This is a genomic window from Vitreoscilla filiformis (assembly GCF_002222655.1).
In the GTDB taxonomy this organism is placed as follows: Bacteria; Pseudomonadota; Gammaproteobacteria; order Burkholderiales; family Burkholderiaceae_C; genus Ideonella; species Ideonella filiformis.
Map to the genome: position 1 here is coordinate 1,248,118 of NZ_CP022423.1, position 18,075 is coordinate 1,266,192.

Genomic DNA, 18,075 nt, shown 5'->3' on the forward strand with positions numbered 1-18,075 from the left:
CCACAACACTGGAGCGAGACAAGATGGAGATTCAAGGCAATGTGTTCGTCGTCACCGGCGGCGCTTCGGGGCTGGGCGCCGCCACGGCGCGCATGCTGGTGGCGCGTGGTGGCAAAGTGGTGCTGGCCGATGTGAACGCCCAAGCCGGCGAGGCGCTGGCCGCTGAGTTGGGCGAAAACGCCCGCTTCGTCCTCACCGATGTGACCGACGAAACCAGCGCCCGCCACACCTTCGACGTGGCGCAGTCCTTGGGCCCCTTGCGTGGCCTGGTGAACTGCGCCGGTATCGCCCCGGCGGAAAAAGTGGTGGGCAAACAAGGCGCCCACAAGCTGGAAACCTTCAGCCGCACCATCCAGATCAACCTGATCGGCAGCTTCAACATGCTGCGCTTGGCGGCAGAGCGCATGAGCGCCAGCGAGCCGGCCGAGTGCGGCGACCGGGGCATCATCCTCAACACCGCCTCGGTGGCGGCGTTCGAGGGCCAGCTCGGGCAAGCGGCTTATGCAGCCTCCAAAGGCGGCATCGTCGCCATGACGCTGCCGGTGGCGCGTGAGCTGGCACGCTCCGGCATTCGCGTGCTCACCATCGCGCCGGGCATCATGGAAACGCCCATGCTGCTGGGCATGCCCGCCGAGGTGCAAGACGCCCTGGGCAAGATGGTGCCCTACCCCTCGCGCTTGGGGCGTCCGTCCGAGTACGCGGCGCTGGCCGAACACCTCATCGGCAACCAGTATTTGAATGGCGAAGTCATCCGGCTGGATGGCGCGATTCGCTTGGCGGCCAAGTGAAAGGAGACGGGCATGTCTCAGTCTGACCCGATCGTCATCGTTTCGGCGGCCCGTACCGCCATGGGTTCGTTCCAGGGCGCGTTCGCTGGACTGGCGGCTGCCGATCTGGGCGCCGCTGCGATCCGCGCCGCCGTGGCCCGGGCCAACGTGGACGCGAACCTCATCGACGAAGTGTTGATGGGCTGCGTGCTGCAAGCCGGCCAAGGCCAAGCCCCTGCGCGTCAAGCTGCCCTGCGGGCTGGGCTGCCCTTGAGCGCTGGCTGCGCCACCATCCACAAAGTCTGTGGCTCGGCCATGAAAGCCACCATGTTGGCGCACGATGGCATCCTGGCCGGCTCCTACGGCGTGGCGGTGGTGGGCGGCATGGAATCCATGACCCAAGCGCCCTACCTGTTGCCCAAAGCCCGGGGCGGCTACCGCCTGGGCCACGGCCAGTTGCTGGATCACATGTTCTTCGACGGCCTCGAAGACGCCTACAGCCCCGAAACCCGTGGCCGCCTGATGGGCACCTTCGCGGAAGATGCTGCCCAAGCCGGGGGCTACAGCCGTCAGGCGCAAGATGAGTTCGCCATCCGCTCGACCCAACGCGCCCAGGCAGCGAGCCGAGAGGGCCGCTTCGAGTGGGAAATCGCCCCCGTCACCGTGGCGGGCAAGAAGGGTGATGGGGTGGTGCGCCAAGACGAAGGGCCGTTCGCCGTCAACATCGACAAAATCCCCAGCCTGAAACCGGCGTTCCGCAAGGACGGCACCGTCACCCCGGCGAATTCGTCGTCGATCTCGGACGGGGCGGCGGCCATGGTGTTGATGCGGGCCTCGCAAGCCGAAGCCCTGGGGCTGAACCCGCTGGCGCGCATCGTGGCGCACGTCACCCACGCGGGCGTGCCGGCGCAGTTTCCGGCGGCGCCGGTCGGGGCGATGCACAAACTGTTCGCCAAAACCGGCTGGACGGCCAGCAGCGTCGATCTCTACGAAATCAACGAAGCCTTCGCCGTGGTGACCATGATCGCCATGCGCGAGCTGAACCTCGACCCGGACAAGGTGAACGTCCACGGCGGCGCCTGTGCGCTGGGGCATCCGATTGGCGCTTCGGGTGCGCGCATCGTCGTGACGTTGCTGGGCGCGTTGCGCCAACACGGGCTGAAGCGCGGCGTGGCCAGCCTGTGCATCGGCGGCGGCGAGGCCACCGCCTTGGCCGTGGAAATGCTCTGACCGGAGGCTCCCCATGTTGCTCACCCCCGAACAACAGATGATCCGCGACGCCATGCGCACCTTCTCGCAAGAGCGCCTGGCCCCGTTCGCGGCGGAGTGGGATCGCACCCACGCTTTTCCTGCGCAAGCGCTGAAACAGCTCGGCGAGCTGGGCGCGATGGGCATGTGCGTGCCCGAAGAATGGGGCGGCGCCGGCCTGGACTACATGAGCCTGGTGCTCACCCTGGAAGAGATTGCCGCCGGGGATGGCGCCACCTCCACCATCGTCTCGGTGCAAAACTCGCTGGCCTGCGGCATCACCCAAAAGTACGGCACGCCGGAGCAGAAGGAAACCTGGCTCAAGCCGCTGGCGCGTGGCGAAAAGCTGGGTTGCTTCTGCCTCACCGAACCGCACACCGGTTCGGATGCCGCTGCCATCACCACCCGCGCTGACCGTGATGGCGACACCTTTGTGCTGAACGGCGTGAAGCAGTTCATCACCACCGGCAAACACGCGGACATGGCCATCGTCTTTGCGGTGACGAACAAAGCGGCGGGCAAGAAAGGCATTTCCTGCTTCCTCGTGCCCACAGCGACGCCGGGTTACATCGTGGGCCGGGTGGAAGAGAAGATGGGCCAGCACGCTTCGGATACGGTGCAAATCCTGTTCGAGAACTGCCGCGTGCCGGCTTCGGCGCTGCTGGGGGCGGAAGGAGAGGGCTACAAGATCGCGCTGTCCAACCTGGAAGCCGGGCGCATCGGCATTGCCGCGCAAAGCGTGGGCATGGCACGGGCCGCGTATGAAGCGGCGGTGCGTTACGCCAAGGAGCGGGTGACGTTTGGCGTGCCCATCATCGAACACCAAGCGGTGAGTTTTCGCCTGGCGGACATGGCCACGCTGCTGGACGCTGCCCGCCTCATGACCTGGCGTGCCGCCCAGCTCAAGGACACCGGCCAGCCCTGCCTGACTGAAGCCTCGATGGCGAAGATGTTCGCCTCGGAAGCGGCGGAAAAAATCGCCTCGGATGCGATCCAGATCCACGGCGGCGTGGGCTACACGCAAGACTTCCCGGTGGAGCGCATCTACCGGGATGTGCGCATCAGCCAAATCTACGAAGGCGCGAACGACATCCAGCGCTTGGTGATTGGCCGCAGCATCGCGACGGCTTGACCATGGGGCCGCTGCACGGCGTCCGCATCGTGGAGTTCGCCGCCCTCGGCCCAGCGCCGATGGGCACGATGCTGCTGGCCGACTTGGGCGCGCAGGTGCTGCGCATCGAACGCCAAGGCGCTAGCAGCGCGGCGGCGCTCTTTGATCCGCAACTCGACATCCTGAACCGCAACCGCGAGGTGCTGGCGCTGGATTTGAAGCAGCCGCAGGACATCGCCCTGGCCCGGCAGTTGATCGGCAAGGCCGATGCGCTCATCGAAGGCTTTCGCCCCGGCGTGATGGAACGTCTGGGCCTGGGGCCGGACGTGTGCCTGGCCGACAACCCCAAGCTGGTGTATGCCCGCATGACCGGCTGGGGCCAGCACGGCCCGCTGGCGATGGCGGCGGGGCATGACATCAACTACCTGGCGCTTTCCGGTGCGCTGCACGCCATCGGCGAAGCGGGCGGCGCACCTGTGCCACCGCTCAACCTCGTGGCGGATGGCGGCGGTGCGGTGTTTTTGGCGATGGGCGTGCTGGCGGCGCTGCTCTCGGCCCGCAGCACCGGCCACGGCCAGGTGGTGGACATGGCGATGACGGACGGCTGCGCCACGCTCATGAGCATGATCTACACCTTCCAAGCGATGGGCCAGTGGACGCAGCAGCGCGGCGCCAACCTGCTGGATGGCGGCGCACCCTTCTACGGAAGTTACCTGTGCAGCGACGGCAAGGCGTTGGCCATCGGCCCGATTGAGCCGCAGTTCTACGCCCTGTTCCTGCAAAAACTCGGGCTGCAAGACGACGCGGAGTTCCAAGCGCAGTGGGATAAAACGCGCTGGCCGGCGCTCAAAACCAAACTGCGCGCCGTGTTCGCCCAGCGCCCGCGTGATGCCTGGTGCGCGCTGCTCGAAGGCACGGATGCGTGCGTCGCCCCGGTGCTGGACATGGACGAAGCGCCGCAGCACCCGCACAACCGGGCACGCGGCACCTTCATCGAGGTGAATGGCGTGACCCAACCCGCCCCCGTGCCACGCTTCAGTCGGACGGTGCCAGGGCAGCCGGTGGGGCCGGCGCCTGCGGAGGCGGCGGCGGTGGTGTTGGCGCGGTGGGGTGTGGCCGTCAGGCCGATGGATTGAGGGCATAGGCCGCACTGCGCCCCCCGCCGGGCAAGCGGTGCAGGATGCCTTGGGCCAGCAAATCCTGAATGTCCCGCAGGGCGGTGTCTTCGGAGCATTTGGCGATGGCCGCCCATTTGCGCGTGGTGAGCTTGCCTTCGAAATCGTCCAGCAAGCGCCCCAGCAGTTTGCGTTGACGCGGGTTGAGCGGTGCTTGTGCCCAACGCTGCCAAAAACGCGCACGATCCAGCACACCATCCAGCGTGTGGTGTGCGCCTTCGATCGCCCGGTGCAGCGCGCCCAGGAACCACATCAGCCAAGCCGTCACGTCCAGCGTGCCCTTTTGGGTGTGCTCCAAGATGGCGTAGTAATCCTCGCGTTCACGCTGGATTTGGGCTGAAAGGCTGTAACACCGCCCCGGCAGCGTCGGCGGGGTCGGGCCGGCGCCTTGTTCAGCCCGCGCCAGAAACAGATCGCCCACGGCACGGGCCACGCGCCCATTGCCATCGTCCAGCGGATGCAGGGTGACGAACCACAGGTGCGCCAGGCCGGCTTTCAGCAGCAGCGGCTCTGCACTCGGGTCGGCGTTGGCCCAGGCGAGGAAGCGCGCCAGTTCGTCCGGCAAGCGCGTGGCCGGGGGCGCTTCGTAATGCACTTTTTGCCGATGCATCGGGCCGGACACCACCTGCATCGGCCCTTGGGCATCGTCACGCCACGCACCCACGCGGATGCGGCTCAACCCGCTGTAGCCGGTGGGGAACAAGGCGGCGTGCCAGCCCAGCAAGCGCTCGGCGGTCAGCGGGGCGGTGCAGTGGGTGGTGGCGTCCAGCGCCATGTCCACCACGCCGTCGATGTGCTGGTCGGCAGGCGCCAGCGCGCCGATGTCCACCCCCAAGCGCCGCGCCACCGAGGAGCGCACGCTGGCCAAGTCGAGCCGCTCGCCTTCGATTTCGCTGGTTTTGAGCACGTCGTTCGTCAGGGCGATGAGCTGGGCTTGCGCTTGCGTGCCCCAGCCCACATCCGCCAAACGCCCGAGCAAGCGCCCTTGGGCTTGGCTCACGTTGGCCAAGGGCGTGGCCAGGGCGTGCAGGTCGTAGCGCCAGGTGGGCCAGTCGAGGTGTTGCCAGAGGTAGAGCGGGGCGTCGTCGGAGGTCATGCGGGGGATGTTGGGGGATTCACCGCAGATTTTGCGGTGAATCAGCAACGTTTTGGCCGGATGGCCGAGCTTGCTGCAATCGTTGCTGTGCCCGATACGCCCCCGGCTGCACCCCACACCAGCGCTTGAACGCCCGATAAAACGCACTCGGTTCCTGAAACCCCAGCAGCGCGCCAATCTCCGCCACGCCCAGCGGGCTGCTGCACAGGTGGTGGATCGCCAAATCGCGGCGCAGGTGGTCTTTCAGGCTTTGGTAGCTTTCACCCTCGGCTTCCAGGCGGCGGCGCAGGGTGTTGGGCGCCATGTGGAAGGCTTGGGCCATGTCTTCCAGCGTCGGCCAATCTTGTGAGCCTTGGTGGGTGCGCAGTTTGCGGCGCAGTTTGGCCGTCCAGCTTTGTTCGTTCTTGTATTTCAGGAAGACAGATTGCGGCGCATTTTGCAAAAACGTCCGCAAACTCGCCAAGGTTTGCACCACCGGGGCGGGCAGCGCCTCGGCGTTGAAAAACACCCGCGTGTGCGGCGTGTCAAAACTCAGGGCGTTGCAAAACAGCAGCGCATATTCGGCGGAATGTTCGGGCTGCGGCCCGGCAAACGTCGCGTGGGTGAGGGCAATGCGCCGCCCGACCAGCCAGCACATCAGGCCGTGAATCATCACCAGCAGGGTTTCTTCGGCAAAACGGCGGTCTTGCGCGTCGGTGATGCGGTTGTGCAGGGTGATGCAGGCGTGTTCACCATCGCAACTCAATTCGGCGTTCACATCGTCGAGGAGGACGGCAAAACCGCGCAGCAATTGCCGTAACGCGCGCTCCAGCGTGCCGCAGGCCAACAGCGAATGGGCCAGCACGGAGAAGCTGCCCACTTTCATGCGGCGGGCGTCGAGGCCGAAAAACTCGTCGTTCATTTCCCGCGCCACGCCGAGCCAGAGGGCGGAAAACGCTTCGCCCGGCACGCGCACACGCGGTTGTTCCAACAATTCAGGCTGAATGCCCGCCGCGTGCAGCACGCGCACGCGGGCTTCGGGGGGCAGGTGGCGCACCGCGCAGACTGCAAATTGCACCGAGACGGTGTCTTTTTCGGTGGAGGGCGGGGGCGCAAGCACTGGCAAATTCTACCGAGCAAGATGGGCAAATCCGGTATCGGCAAAGGGGGCCGGCGTGCCTAGAGTTGCGCGCCAGGAGACACACCACACCATGACCAACCTCGCCGCCGAATTCCAAGCCCTGGCCAGCTACAAGCCGACGCACAAAGTGCGCTTCGTCACCGCCGCTTCGCTGTTTGATGGGCACGACGCCGCCATCAACATCATGCGCCGCATCCTCATGGACATGGGCGCGGAGGTGATCCACCTCGGCCACAACCGCTCCGTCGATGAAGTGGTGACTGCCGCCTTGCAAGAGGACGTGCAAGGCATCGCCATCAGTTCCTACCAAGGCGGGCACGTCGAATTTTTCCAGTACGCCATCGACCTGCTGCGCCAGCGCGGCGGCGCCGACATCCAGGTGTACGGCGGCGGCGGCGGTGTGATCGTACCGGCGGAAATTCGCCATTTGCATGACTACGGCGTGGCGCGCATCTACAGCCCCGAAGACGGCCAGCGCATGGGCCTGCGCGGCATGATCGGTGAAATGATGATGCGCTGCGACCGCGATGTGTCGGCTGGCGCCCCGGCGACGCTCGACGCGATCCAAGGCCAGACGCCCGAAGCCTGGCGCGCTCTGGCCCGCCTCATCAGCGCGCTGGAGCTGGGCACCGCCGACGCCGGCCTGGTGGCGCAACTGCAAAGCGCAGCGGCGGCCACGCGCATCCCGGTGCTGGGCATCACCGGCACCGGGGGTGCTGGCAAATCCAGCCTCACCGATGAATTGATCCGCCGCCTGCGGCTGGATCAGGACGACGAGCTGCGCATCGCCGTGGTGAGCATCGACCCCTCGCGGCGCAAGAGCGGCGGTGCGCTGCTGGGCGACCGCATCCGCATGAACGCCATCAACCCGTGGAGCAAGGGCGCACGGGTGTACATGCGCAGTTTGGCCACGCGGGCGGCGGGCAGTGAAATCAGCGCCGCGTTGCCGCACGTCGTGGCGGCGTGCAAGGTGGCGGGCTTCGATCTGGTGATCGTGGAAACCTCGGGCATCGGCCAGGGCGATGCGGCCATCGTTCCGCATGTGGACGTGCCGATGTACGTGATGACGCCCGAATTCGGTGCCGCCAGCCAGCTCGAAAAAATCGACATGCTGGACTTTGCCGAGTTCGTCGCCATCAACAAGTTTGACCGCAAGGGCGCGCCCGACGCGCTGCGCGACGTGGCCAAGCAGGTGCAGCGCAACCGCCAAGCCTTCACGCAGCGCCCGGAGGAAATGCCGGTGTTCGGCACCATGGCCAGCCGCTTCAACGACGATGGCGTGACGGCGCTTTACCAAGCCCTGAAGCCGCGCCTGGCGGAACTCGGCTTGCACCTGGCGCCGGGCACGCTGCCCACGGTGGCCACGCGCCACAGCACGCACCAGACGCCCATCATCCCGGCGGCGCGGGTGCGGTATTTGGCCGACATCGCCGACACCGTGCGCGCCTACAAACGCCACGCCCGCCAGCAAGCCAAGCTGGCGCGCGAGCTGCAACAACTGCGCGAAAGTGCCCGCATGTTGGGTGAATGTGGCGAGGCGGCGCGCAGCGGCATCGAATCCCTCGAAGCCCTGATGCGCCAGCGCGACGAACGCTTCGACGCCCGCGCCCGCAAGCTGTTGACGATGTGGCCGGACATGCAACGCGCCTACGCTGGCGACGAGTACGTGGTGAAGATCCGCGACAAGGAAATCCGCACGGCGCTCACGCACACCACGCTCTCGGGCAACAAGATCCGCAAAGTGGCGCTGCCGGCTTACGAGGACGACGGCGAAATCCTGAAGTGGCTGATGCTGGACAACGTGCCCGGCTCCTTCCCCTACACCGCCGGCACCTTCGCTTTCAAGCGCGAAGGCGAAGACCCGACGCGCATGTTTGCCGGCGAGGGCGACGCTTTCCGCACCAACCGCCGCTTCAAGCTGGTGAGTGAAGGCATGCCCGCCAAGCGCCTGTCCACCGCGTTTGATTCGGTGACGCTTTACGGCAACGACCCGAATGCGCGGCCCGATATTTACGGCAAGGTCGGCAACTCGGGCGTGAGCATTGCGACGCTGGACGATTTGAAAGTGCTGTATTCCGGCTTCGATCTGTGCAACCCGACCACCTCGGTGAGCATGACGATCAACGGCCCGGCGCCCACCATCTTGGCGATGTTCATGAACACCGCCATCGACCAGCAGTTGGAGAAATTCCGCGCCGACAACGGCCGCGAACCGACCGACACCGAAGAGCAAAAAATCCGCGCCTGGACGCTGGCCAATGTGCGCGGCACGGTGCAAGCTGACATCCTGAAAGAAGACCAGGGCCAGAACACCTGCATTTTCTCCACCGATTTCAGCCTGAAGATGATGGGCGATATTGCCGAGTATTTTGTCCACCACAACGTGCGCAATTTCTACTCGGTGAGCATTTCGGGTTACCACATCGCCGAAGCGGGCGCGAACCCGATCAGCCAATTGGCCTTCACGCTCTCGAATGGTTTCACCTATGTGGAAGCGTATTTGGCGCGGGGGATGCACATCGATGATTTCGCGCCGAATCTGAGTTTCTTCTTCAGCAACGGCATGGACCCCGAATACACCGTGCTGGGCCGCGTGGCGCGGCGCATTTGGGCCGTGGCGATGCGTGACAAATACGGCGCCAACGAACGCAGCCAGAAGCTGAAATACCACGTGCAAACCTCGGGGCGCAGTTTGCACGCGCAGGAAATCCAGTTCAACGACATCCGCACCACGCTGCAAGCGCTGATCGCGATTTACGACAACTGCAACAGCCTGCACACCAACGCCTTCGACGAAGCCATCACCACGCCGACCGAGGAAAGCGTGCGCCGGGCGATGGCGATTCAGCTCATCATCAACCGCGAATGGGGCCTGGCGAAGAACGAGAACCCGAACCAAGGTGCCTTCATCATCGACGAGCTGACCGAGCTGGTGGAAGAAGCCGTGCTGCGCGAGTTTGAAAAGATCGCCGACCGGGGCGGCGTGCTGGGCGCGATGGAAACCGGCTACCAGCGCAGCCAGATTCAAGAAGAATCGATGCACTACGAGATGCTGAAGCACACCGGCGAGTACCCCATCATCGGCGTGAACACCTTCCGCAACCCGCACGGCGACCCGGTGCCCGAGTCCATCGAACTGGCGCGCTCAACCGAGGAAGAAAAACAAAGCCAACTCACGCGGTTGCATGACTTCCATGCACGCAACGCTGCGGTGTCGGGTGCGATGCTGGCGAGGCTGCGCGAGGCCGTCATCACCAACACCAACGTGTTTGATGTGCTGATGGAGGCGGTGCGGGTGTGCTCGCTGGGGCAAATCACCGATGCGCTGTTCGAGGTGGGCGGGCAATATCGGCGCAGCATGTGACCCCCCTATGTCGGCCCCCTGAGGCTGGTGATGGTCGAAATGGCGCGACTGTGTGAGGATCAGCGTGCGCCAAACGAATGGCGCCTGCGTTAGTCACAAGACAACGATCTCCCGGAGACCCCTTCATGACCGCTCATCTGTCCAGCCCGGAGCGCCGGCTGTTGCTTGGCGCTGCCGCCAGTTTGCCCTTGTGGGGCATGTCCAGCGCCCGGGCGCAAACCAGCACCATCCGGTTGGGGCAGACCACCTCGCTCAGTGGCCCGCTCAGCGACATTGGCTTGGCCTTGCAGCGGGGCGCGTTGGCGTGTTTCAACGCCGTCAACGAGTTCGGGGGCATCCACGGGCAGCGCATCGAACTGATCTCCAAGGACGACGCCTACGACACCCAGCGCGGCCTGGCCAACATCGAAAGCTTTTTGGCCGATCCGCAGTTGTTCGGCCTGTTCAACTGCCTGGGCACCCCCGTGACCGAGCTGGCCCTGCGCAAATTGGCCGGCACCGATGTGCTGTACTTTGCGCCGCTCACTGGAGCCCAGTTGGCACGGCCTCGGTGGCGCAACGTGTTCAACATCCGCGCCAGTTATGCCGAGGAGGTGGCCAGCTTGATCAAGCACTTGGCCACGGTGGGCATCAAGCGGGTTGGGTTCATTTGGCAGAACAACCGGTTTGGCCAGGAGGCTTTTGCGGCGGCCAAGGAAGTGTCCAAGCAGTACCGCTTTGTGCAGACCGCCGATGTGTCGATCGACAGCTCCGGTGACCGCGCCCCCGAACTGGCCGCGCAGTTGATGGCCAGCGAGCCCGAAGCCATCGTCATGCTGCTGGCGGGCAAACCTTCGGAGACGTTCGTCAAAGCGGTGCGGCGTTTGGGACGGGTGTCGCTGTATGCCTTGTCGGTGATGGGTGCGAGCAACACCTTGCGGGCGATGGGGCCGGATTCTCTGGGCATCACCGTCAGCCAGGTGGTGCCGTTGCCCACGAACATCACGGTGCGCCTGGTGCGGGAGTTCCGGGAATCCTGGAAGGCCGCCGGTCATACCGCCGAACCGTCGCACATGGCGCTGGAGGGTTACCTGAATGCGCGGGTGTTCGTCGAAATCCTGTACCGCACAGGACGCAATGCCACCCGCGCCAGTTTCATCGACGCCATGTGGAAGTTAAAACGCTTGGATCTGGGTCATTTCGAGGTCACCGCCGGGGCGCCGGGCAGCAACGCCTCTCACTTTGTCGAGTTGACGATGGTGGGGCAGGGCGGGCGCTTCATGCGCTGATCGACGCGCAAACTGTGCTCGATGCCATCGCGTCCCAGGCCCAAATCGCGCAGTTCACGCTCGTCCATCGCGAGCAACTGCGCCCGGTCACGCTGTAAGCGTCGGCGTTGCAGCCAACGGCGCCAGATCAAACACAACACCCGCCGCACACGCACCCCACGCAACCCCATGACCCGCTCCTGAACGGTGAAGGCCCCCCGGGTGGGAGGCCGGTGCGTCATGCTCGCCGCGTCACTCCGGTTTGAAAAGTTGAATGTTCTGAGGTCTGACTTCAGTTTTTCTGAGGGTATGGCGCTGCGCCGGCACAATCACCGGCATGCGCCAGCTCAACCTCGACCAGCTCCACACCCTCGTCACCATTGCCGACCTCGGCACCTTGGCGGCAGCCGCCCAAGCCTTGCACCTGGCGCCCCCCACGGTGAGCCTCCACGTCAGTGAGTTGGAGGCGCGTTTGGGTGTGTCATTGCTGGTGCGCGGCCCGCGCCGGGCCCAGCTCACCGCCGCCGGCCAAGCGCTGGTGCGGCGTGGGCGCCGCTTGTTGGCCGACGCCGACGCAGCGGTCGAACAAGTGCGCCGCATTGCCCAGGGGCGCGAGGGCAAGGTGCGGCTGGGCACGTCCACGGGCGTGGTGGTGCATCTGCTGCCGCAGGTGCTCGAATCGCTGGCGCAGCATCGACCGGGGCTGGATGTGGAGTTGAGCATCCTGGGTTCGCACGACACCCTGGCCCGCTTGGCCGCCGAAAAGCTGGAGCTGGGCATCGTCGCTCTGCCGGTGCAGCCGCCGCCCGGCGTGGTGCTGACGCCGTGGCGCAGCGATCCGATGCACGCCTTTGTGCCCGCTCAATGGGACGATGTGCCCGAGGTCGCCACCCCCGCGTGGCTGGCCGCGCAACCCCTCATCGCCAACGACGCCCAGGCGCTGATGCACCATCAAACGGCGCGCTGGTTCGCGCAGGCGGGTTTTCACCCTCGGGCGCGCATCGAGCTAAATTTCACCGAGGCGATGAAAAGCCTGGTGGCTGCCGGTTACGGCGCCGCCGTGCTGCCGCTGGAATCCCCGCTGCAAACGACGCCCGATCCGCGCATCCGCCTGCTGCCACTCGATCCGCCGCTCACCCGGCATTTGGCCCTGGCGCATCCCGCACCCGACAGCCTGGACGGGCCGACACGCGAAGTGCTGCACGCGCTGCACACCTTCGTCCAGCCGCTCAACCGCGTGAATTGAGCCCGCGTTCGCTCAATGACAGCGCCCAGGCCGCACGCACTTCGGGCCGCAGCCGCCACAGTTGCGCCGGGCGGTGGGCGCCGCCGGCTTGGCGTTCGCCCGGCACGGGCTCCAACATCGCCAATTCCTCGACCTTGCGCCGAAAACTCACCTTGTTGATCGGTTCGCCCAGCACGGCCTCGTATACGGCCTGCAACTCGGGGAGGGTGAACGTCTCGCCACACAAGTAAACCGGCAGCGACGAGTAGACGCTTTTGGTGCGCACCCGCTGCACCGCTTCGGCCACGATGTGGGCGTGATCGAACGGCAGTTCGGGCAGGTGGGCCACGGCGCACAGATGCAGCCGGTCGTGTTCCGTCGGCACGATGTGCGCTGGCACCAAGGCGTAATACACCACCGACACCGACCAGCCACGCGGGTCACGCCCCGGCCCCGACCACGTCGCCAACTGCGCCAGATACGGGCTGGTGATGCCAGTTTTGTCGGCCAACACGCGTGCGGCGGCGTCCCAGGTGCTGGCGTCTTCGGCGGTGTGGATGAACCCGCCGGGCAGGGCCCAAGCGTCGGCGTGGGGTTCGCGGTCGCGGCGGTGCAGCAGGACGTGCAACGTTTGGTCGCGCAGGGTCAGCAGCACCACGTCCACGGTGCAGAACAAGGTGTCAGAAGGCGAAGCAAGGGACATGGGCCGATTCTAGGAAGCCGCTTGGCAGACCCGGTTTCTGCCGCTGGCTTTGGCTTGGTACATCGCCTGATCGGCTTCCCGCTGGAGGTCGGACAGCCCTTGATGCCCCGGTCGCCCAGCCGCCACCCCGATGCTGGCGCTGATGGGCAAGCGCTGGCCGCTGGGCAAGGGCGGTTGCAGGGCTTCCAGTGCGGCGCGCAGTTTCTCCCCCAATTGCGCCGCCCCCGCCAACGACGTGTGAGGCGCGAACACGCAAAACTCCTCACCGCCCACGCGCCCGAGCACATCGGCGGCGCGCAGATGGGTTTGCAGGCAGGTGGCGGCGGCGCACAGCACCGCGTCGCCGGCGGCGTGGCCGTGGCGGTCGTTCACCTGCTTGAAGTGATCCAGGTCGATGAACAGCAGCGCGTGATCCCAGCGGGCTTCGGCTTGCGCTTGGCGCAGCGGCGGCTCACACAGGGCTTGAAACGCCCGGGCGTTGAACACCCCCGTGAGCGGATCGTGCATCGACAGTTCGCGCAAGCGCTCGCGTGACAGGGCCACCGCCTGCCGCGCCTGGTGCATCTGCGAAGCGTAGGCCCAGAACATCCAGGTGGTGGCCAACATGGCCACGCTCAGGGTGACCATGGCTGCCGGGCTGTAAGGCTGGGCCGAGTGTCCATTGGCCACAACCGCCACCCCCCAGAGCAGTCCACCGGAAAATACCCCCGCCCCAGGCCCCAGCAGCATGAAACTGCCTGCCAGGTGCATGAAGAACCACAGCACGCGCAGCTCGTCCTGCGGCACCGTCAGCAGCCCGGACACGTTCAGCCCCAAACTCAAACCCCAGTGCGCCCAGACGGCAAACCGAAAGCGCTCTCGCCGCCCCCACAGCCCCAGCAGCAGCAAGCCATCCAGCACCGCCGAACTCCGCACCGCCCAGCGATGCACCGGGCTGAGCTGCACCGCGCCCAGCGCATCGGCCAAACCAAACACGCTGGTGATGAACACAGCGTTGATCAACACCACCAGCAAAAACCGAAAGCGGAACTGCGCCTCCTCCTCGTTTTCGCCGAAGTGCGCCCCTCCCCATGCCTGTCCCCATCGAGCTGCCATGTGTTCTCCTTGTCGCGAATGCGCTGAGAAAGCATTGTCAAAGTCGGCACGCTTGACAAGGTGGCGGCCTCGTCAACCCTTGGCTTTGTCGCAACGGTATCTCCCTTGCTTGGGGTTGAGCTTTGTTGCAATTTGCATCTAAGTCGGCCTAAAGTGGGGGCCAGGAGGTGCCTGCCATGTTTGAAACCACTGCCCCGGTCGCGCCCATTCACCTGCTGCTGATCGACGCCCAAAACGATTTTTGTGACCTTCCCGCCAGCGCCTGCCCACCGGGCGTAGCGCCCGCGCTGCCCGTGGCCGGCGCGGATGCGGATTTGCAGCGCGTGGCCGATTTGCTGCGCACGGCAGGCGGGCGCATCCAAGCCCTCAATCTCACGCTGGACAGCCACCAGCGGCAGGACATCGCCCACCCCCCGTTCTGGCGCCAAACCGATGGCCGCGAGGTGGCCCCCTTCACGCCCATTCGCGCCGCCGACGTGCGCGCCGGCACCTACCGCCCCGCGCAGGCCGACGCCCTGCCGCGTGTGCTCGCCTACTTGGAGGCACTCGAAGCCCAGGGTCGCTACACCCACATGGTGTGGCCGGTGCATTGCGAGGAGGGCACATGGGGCCATGCGCTGCACCCCGCCATCGCGGCGGCCTGTGAAGGGTGGACGCACGCCACGGGCCGCACGCCGCTGTTCGTTTTCAAAGGCCGCAACCCGTGGACGGAGCACTACAGCGCCGTGCAAGCCGAGGTGCCCGACCCTGCCGATCCAGCCACCCAACCCAACGCCGCGCTGTTGGCGGCGTTGGCGCCAGCGGGGGAAATCGTCGTCGCCGGGCAAGCGGCCAGCCATTGCGTGCGCGCCACGGTCGAGCATTTGATGGCGCAACTGCCCAGGCCGGAGCGCTTCACGCTGTTGGTCGATGGCATGAGCCCGGTCGGTGGTTTTGAGGCCGAAGCCGAGGCATTTTTCGCCCACGCGCAGGCCCTGGGTGCGCGGCGGATGCGCTGCGCCGAGTGGCTCGCCCAACGCATCTGACGCCCCGTTTTCGCTTAGGAGGTCGCCATGTTCACCCCCGCTGGCCAGCCGATCATCACCCGCTTGCTGGACACCGATGTCTACAAGTTCAGCATGTGGCAGGTGCTGTGGCGCCGCCATCCGACGCTGGACGCGCATTACCGTTTCGTCTGCCGCAACACGCCGACGTTCGCGCTGGCCGAGCTTCTGCCCGATGTGCAAGCGCAACTCGACGCGCTGTGTGCCCTGCGTTTCACCGCTGAGGAATTGGCTTGGCTGGCGGCGCAACCGGCGCTGCGGGCGGATTTCGTGGCCTGGCTGGCCGGTTTTCAGTTTGAGCGGCGCCACATTCGCGCCTGGGCGGAAGGCCCGACGCTGCACGTCGAAGCCAGCGGCCCGCAACCGCAGGTGATGGCGTTTGAGATGTTTGTGCTCGCCATCGTCAGCGAATTGGCCACGCGCCACCAGTGCGAGCGCTTGCCCGAAGGTGTCGCGCCATTCGTGGCCGAAGGCCGGCGCCGCTTGGCCGGCAAGATCGCGCAACTGCACGCGCTGCGGGCCGAGCCGCTGCCGCCCGAGGCCTGCCCGTTCGTGCTGATCGACTTTGGGTTGCGCCGGCGCCTGTCGGGCGCGTGGCAGCGCGAGGTGGTGACGACGCTGCGCGACGCGCTGCCAGGGACGTTCCGAGGCACGTCCAGCGCCCACTTGGCGCGCACGCTCGGGCTGCCGGCGGTGGGCACCATGGCGCACGAGTATTTGCAAACCTACCAAGCCTTGCCCGGGGATCTGCGGGATTTTCAGCGCCGCGCCCTGGCCGATTGGTGGGACGAGTTCGGCTCGACGCTGGCCGTGGCCCTCACCGACGTGGTCGGCATGGCGGCGTTTTTGGCCGACTTTGGCCCGGAGCTGGCCCGTCATTACGTCGGGTTGCGCCACGATTCGGGCGATCCGCTGGTGTGGGCCGACCAAGCGTTGGCGCATTACGCCCGCTTGGGGCTGGAGGCCCGCGACAAGCGCCTGGTGTTCTCCGATGGGTTGGACACCGCCCGTGCCATCGCGCTGTACCGGGCGCTGCGCACGCGGGCGCAACTGGCGTTTGGCATCGGCACCCACTTGACGCACGACACGGGCTTGCCGCCGCTCAACATCGTCATGAAGTTGATCCGGGTGAACGGCCAGCCGGTGGCCAAGCTCTCCGACTCACCCGGCAAAACCTTGTGTGACGACCCGGCGTTTGTGCAGCATCTGCACCAAACCTTCGCCGCAGCGGCTGGCATGCAACCCGCTTGACGGGGCGTTGTCGTGTTTTTCGTTGGAGTTTGCCCATGATCGCTCCCGCCCTCGATGCCGCCGTGCTCATCGGTCGCTTCCAGCCCTTGCACCATGGCCATGTGGCCGGTTTGCGCCACGCGCTGGCCGAGGCGCCGCGCTGTGTGGTGGTGATCGCTTCGTCTTACCAAGCGCGCACGCCGCGCAATCCATTCACGTGGGAGGAGCGGGCCCAGCTCATCCGCCACAGCCTTTCGCCCGAAGAAGCGGCGCGGGTGAGTTTTGTGCCGGCGCGTGAGCCGTTTCACCTGCCACGCTGGGCGCGACAAGTGCGCCAAGGGGTGTTGAACGCCCTGGGTTTGCAGGATGAAAAAGAAGCGCTGCACGCCAACATCGGTCTGGTGAGTTTGATGGAGGACCTGCCCAGCCACGAGCGCATGCACATCGAGCTGCGCGCCCAAACCGGTTGGCAACTGTTGCCGACGTCGGTGGCGCCGTCGTTGCCGAGTCTGCCTACGCCGGGGCGGATGCTGCGCGAACACCTGTTCGCGAATGCCGAAGCTTTGCCCGATGCCACCCTGGCCGGCATGGCCCACGCCCTGCCCGACGCCACCCAGCAATTCGTGCGCACCTGGATGGACGGCCCGCACTACGCCGTGTTGGCCGAAGAATGGCGCATGCTGCGCGACTACCACGCCGCGTGGGCCGATGCGCCTTACCCGCCGGTGTTCGTCACCGTGGATGCCTTGGTGACGTGTGGCGGCCACCATGTGCTGTTGATTCGCCGGGGCCAAGCGCCGGGCAAAGGGCTGCTGGCGCTGCCGGGCGGGTTTCTCGATGTGCATGAAAGCCTCTGGCACGCCACCCTGCGCGAGCTGGCCGAAGAAACCGGCTTGGAGCGCAGCGAACACGCCTGGCGGGCTGCTGTGCGCGGCATGGCGGTGTTCGATCACCCGGAGCGCAGCCAGCGCGGGCGCACCCTCACCCATTGCCATTGGTTCGATTTGCCGGACGCTTCCCCGCCGCCCGTCGAAGCCGCCGACGATGCGATGGACGCCGCGTGGGTGCCCATCCGCCACCTGCGCGCCCTGGAAGACCAATTCCACGACGACCACTTCCACATCCTCGATCACTTCCTGAATTTGAGTGCTTGAAGGGGCTGTCGAGGCACGCACGTCCTCAGTTTCCCGATTGGCAGGGTCGGGGGCGGCTGGGCATGATTCCAAGCGCCGACATGGGTGAGCAAGGAGGGCGGGTCATGTTGCTGTTGCTGAGTGGGGTGTCGTTGACGCTGATGGGGTGTTTGGCGGGGGCGTTGCTGGCATGGATTCCGCTGTCGCCCACGGGGCAAGCGCCTTCGCTGGCGCTGTGGGTGCTGTTTCCGTTGTTTGTGTTGGGCGGTTACGTGCTGGCCGTGATGGGCGCACGCCAAGCCCATTGGCGCGGCCTGACCTTGGGGCTGGGGGCGGTGCTGCTGTTGCTGGCGCTGTCCTGCGCGGTCGGGTTGCTGCTGCAAGCGTTGGGGGCGTGGCAACCCATGGCGGGGTCGGCGGCGCTGTGGTACGTGCTGGCGCTGGCGGGAGTGCCTGGCGGCGTCGGGGTGGCGGCTGGGGAGCGTGAACTCGTCAGCGAGTGAACGCACGGGCCATCG

At 66.1% G+C, this 18,075-nt stretch carries 16 protein-coding genes; 11 read left to right on the forward strand and 5 right to left on the reverse strand.

The features are described from left to right. Nucleotides 1–23 precede the first annotated feature (23 nt). The 4 genes from VITFI_RS05830 to VITFI_RS05845 are packed head-to-tail and all read left to right on the forward strand — an operon-like array spanning nt 24 to nt 4,262. A complete protein-coding gene (locus VITFI_RS05830; protein WP_089416166.1) occupies nt 24–788 on the forward strand; it encodes a 3-hydroxyacyl-CoA dehydrogenase in 765 nt (254 codons plus the stop codon). Between the two features lie 12 nt (nt 789–800). After that, nucleotides 801–1,997, forward strand: a complete 1,197-nt coding sequence (locus VITFI_RS05835; RefSeq protein WP_089416167.1) for an acetyl-CoA C-acyltransferase — start codon at nt 801–803, stop codon at nt 1,995–1,997. A gap of 13 nt (nt 1,998–2,010) precedes the next feature. Continuing rightward, on the forward strand, nt 2,011–3,147 hold the full coding sequence (locus VITFI_RS05840; protein ID WP_089416168.1) for an acyl-CoA dehydrogenase family protein: 1,137 nt from the start codon (nt 2,011–2,013) through the stop codon (nt 3,145–3,147). Between the two features lie 2 nt (nt 3,148–3,149). Then, nucleotides 3,150–4,262 carry a CaiB/BaiF CoA transferase family protein gene (locus VITFI_RS05845; protein ID WP_089416169.1) on the forward strand — a complete coding sequence of 371 codons (1,113 nt, stop codon included), beginning with the start codon at nt 3,150–3,152 and terminating at the stop codon, nt 4,260–4,262. Here the strand turns inward: VITFI_RS05845 and VITFI_RS05850 are convergent. Both VITFI_RS05850 and VITFI_RS05855 read right to left on the reverse strand, forming a co-directional pair. After that, on the reverse strand, nt 4,246–5,397 hold the full coding sequence (locus tag VITFI_RS05850) for a Fic family protein (protein WP_089416170.1): 1,152 nt from the start codon (nt 5,395–5,397) through the stop codon (nt 4,246–4,248). The two genes, VITFI_RS05845 and VITFI_RS05850, sit on opposite strands and share 17 nt — an antisense overlap. Nucleotides 5,398–5,416: 19 nt before the next feature. Continuing rightward, the gene (locus VITFI_RS05855) at nt 5,417–6,496 is read right to left on the reverse strand and encodes an AraC family transcriptional regulator (protein WP_089416171.1); all 1,080 of its coding nucleotides are present in this window, start codon (nt 6,494–6,496) and stop codon (nt 5,417–5,419) included. 91 nt (nt 6,497–6,587) lie between these two features. Here VITFI_RS05855 and icmF point away from each other — a divergent pair, with 91 nt between their 5' ends. After that, nucleotides 6,588–9,881, forward strand: a complete 3,294-nt coding sequence (icmF, locus tag VITFI_RS05860; RefSeq protein ID WP_089416172.1) for a fused isobutyryl-CoA mutase/GTPase IcmF — start codon at nt 6,588–6,590, stop codon at nt 9,879–9,881. Between the two features lie 125 nt (nt 9,882–10,006). Then, the gene (locus VITFI_RS05865; RefSeq protein ID WP_089416173.1) at nt 10,007–11,149 is read left to right on the forward strand and encodes an ABC transporter substrate-binding protein; all 1,143 of its coding nucleotides are present in this window, start codon (nt 10,007–10,009) and stop codon (nt 11,147–11,149) included. On the opposite strand, the gene VITFI_RS05870 is transcribed toward VITFI_RS05865, so the two are convergent. Further along, nucleotides 11,098–11,370, reverse strand: coding sequence for a DUF1127 domain-containing protein (locus tag VITFI_RS05870; protein ID WP_089416174.1), 273 nt, complete (start codon nt 11,368–11,370; stop codon nt 11,098–11,100). The two genes, VITFI_RS05865 and VITFI_RS05870, sit on opposite strands and share 52 nt — an antisense overlap. Before the next feature lie 95 nt (nt 11,371–11,465). On the opposite strand from VITFI_RS05870, the gene VITFI_RS05875 reads away from it, so the two are divergent. Then, on the forward strand, nt 11,466–12,374 hold the full coding sequence (locus VITFI_RS05875; RefSeq protein WP_089416175.1) for a LysR family transcriptional regulator: 909 nt from the start codon (nt 11,466–11,468) through the stop codon (nt 12,372–12,374). On the opposite strand, the gene VITFI_RS05880 is transcribed toward VITFI_RS05875, so the two are convergent. Both VITFI_RS05880 and VITFI_RS05885 read right to left on the reverse strand, forming a co-directional pair. Beyond that, nucleotides 12,358–13,056 carry an NUDIX hydrolase gene (locus tag VITFI_RS05880; RefSeq protein ID WP_089416176.1) on the reverse strand — a complete coding sequence of 233 codons (699 nt, stop codon included), beginning with the start codon at nt 13,054–13,056 and terminating at the stop codon, nt 12,358–12,360. The two genes, VITFI_RS05875 and VITFI_RS05880, sit on opposite strands and share 17 nt — an antisense overlap. Nucleotides 13,057–13,065: 9 nt before the next feature. Next, nucleotides 13,066–14,151 (reverse strand): GGDEF domain-containing protein, encoded by a 1,086-nt coding sequence (locus tag VITFI_RS05885; protein ID WP_089416177.1) that lies wholly within the window; start codon nt 14,149–14,151, stop codon nt 13,066–13,068. A gap of 176 nt (nt 14,152–14,327) precedes the next feature. Between VITFI_RS05885 and VITFI_RS05890 the strand changes: the two genes are divergently transcribed. From VITFI_RS05890 to VITFI_RS05905, 4 genes are all read left to right on the forward strand, one after another. Then, nucleotides 14,328–15,176 carry a cysteine hydrolase family protein gene (locus VITFI_RS05890; protein ID WP_089416178.1) on the forward strand — a complete coding sequence of 283 codons (849 nt, stop codon included), beginning with the start codon at nt 14,328–14,330 and terminating at the stop codon, nt 15,174–15,176. Nucleotides 15,177–15,203: 27 nt separating this feature from the next. Then, nucleotides 15,204–16,445 (forward strand): nicotinate phosphoribosyltransferase, encoded by a 1,242-nt coding sequence (pncB, locus tag VITFI_RS05895; RefSeq protein ID WP_089416179.1) that lies wholly within the window; start codon nt 15,204–15,206, stop codon nt 16,443–16,445. Between the two features lie 35 nt (nt 16,446–16,480). After that, nucleotides 16,481–17,578: an NUDIX domain-containing protein gene (locus tag VITFI_RS05900; protein WP_089416180.1), complete on the forward strand. Its 1,098-nt coding sequence runs from the start codon at nt 16,481–16,483 to the stop codon at nt 17,576–17,578. Nucleotides 17,579–17,682: 104 nt separating this feature from the next. Further along, nucleotides 17,683–18,060, forward strand: coding sequence for a hypothetical protein (locus VITFI_RS05905; protein WP_089416181.1), 378 nt, complete (start codon nt 17,683–17,685; stop codon nt 18,058–18,060). The last annotated feature ends 15 nt before the right edge of the window (nt 18,061–18,075 follow it).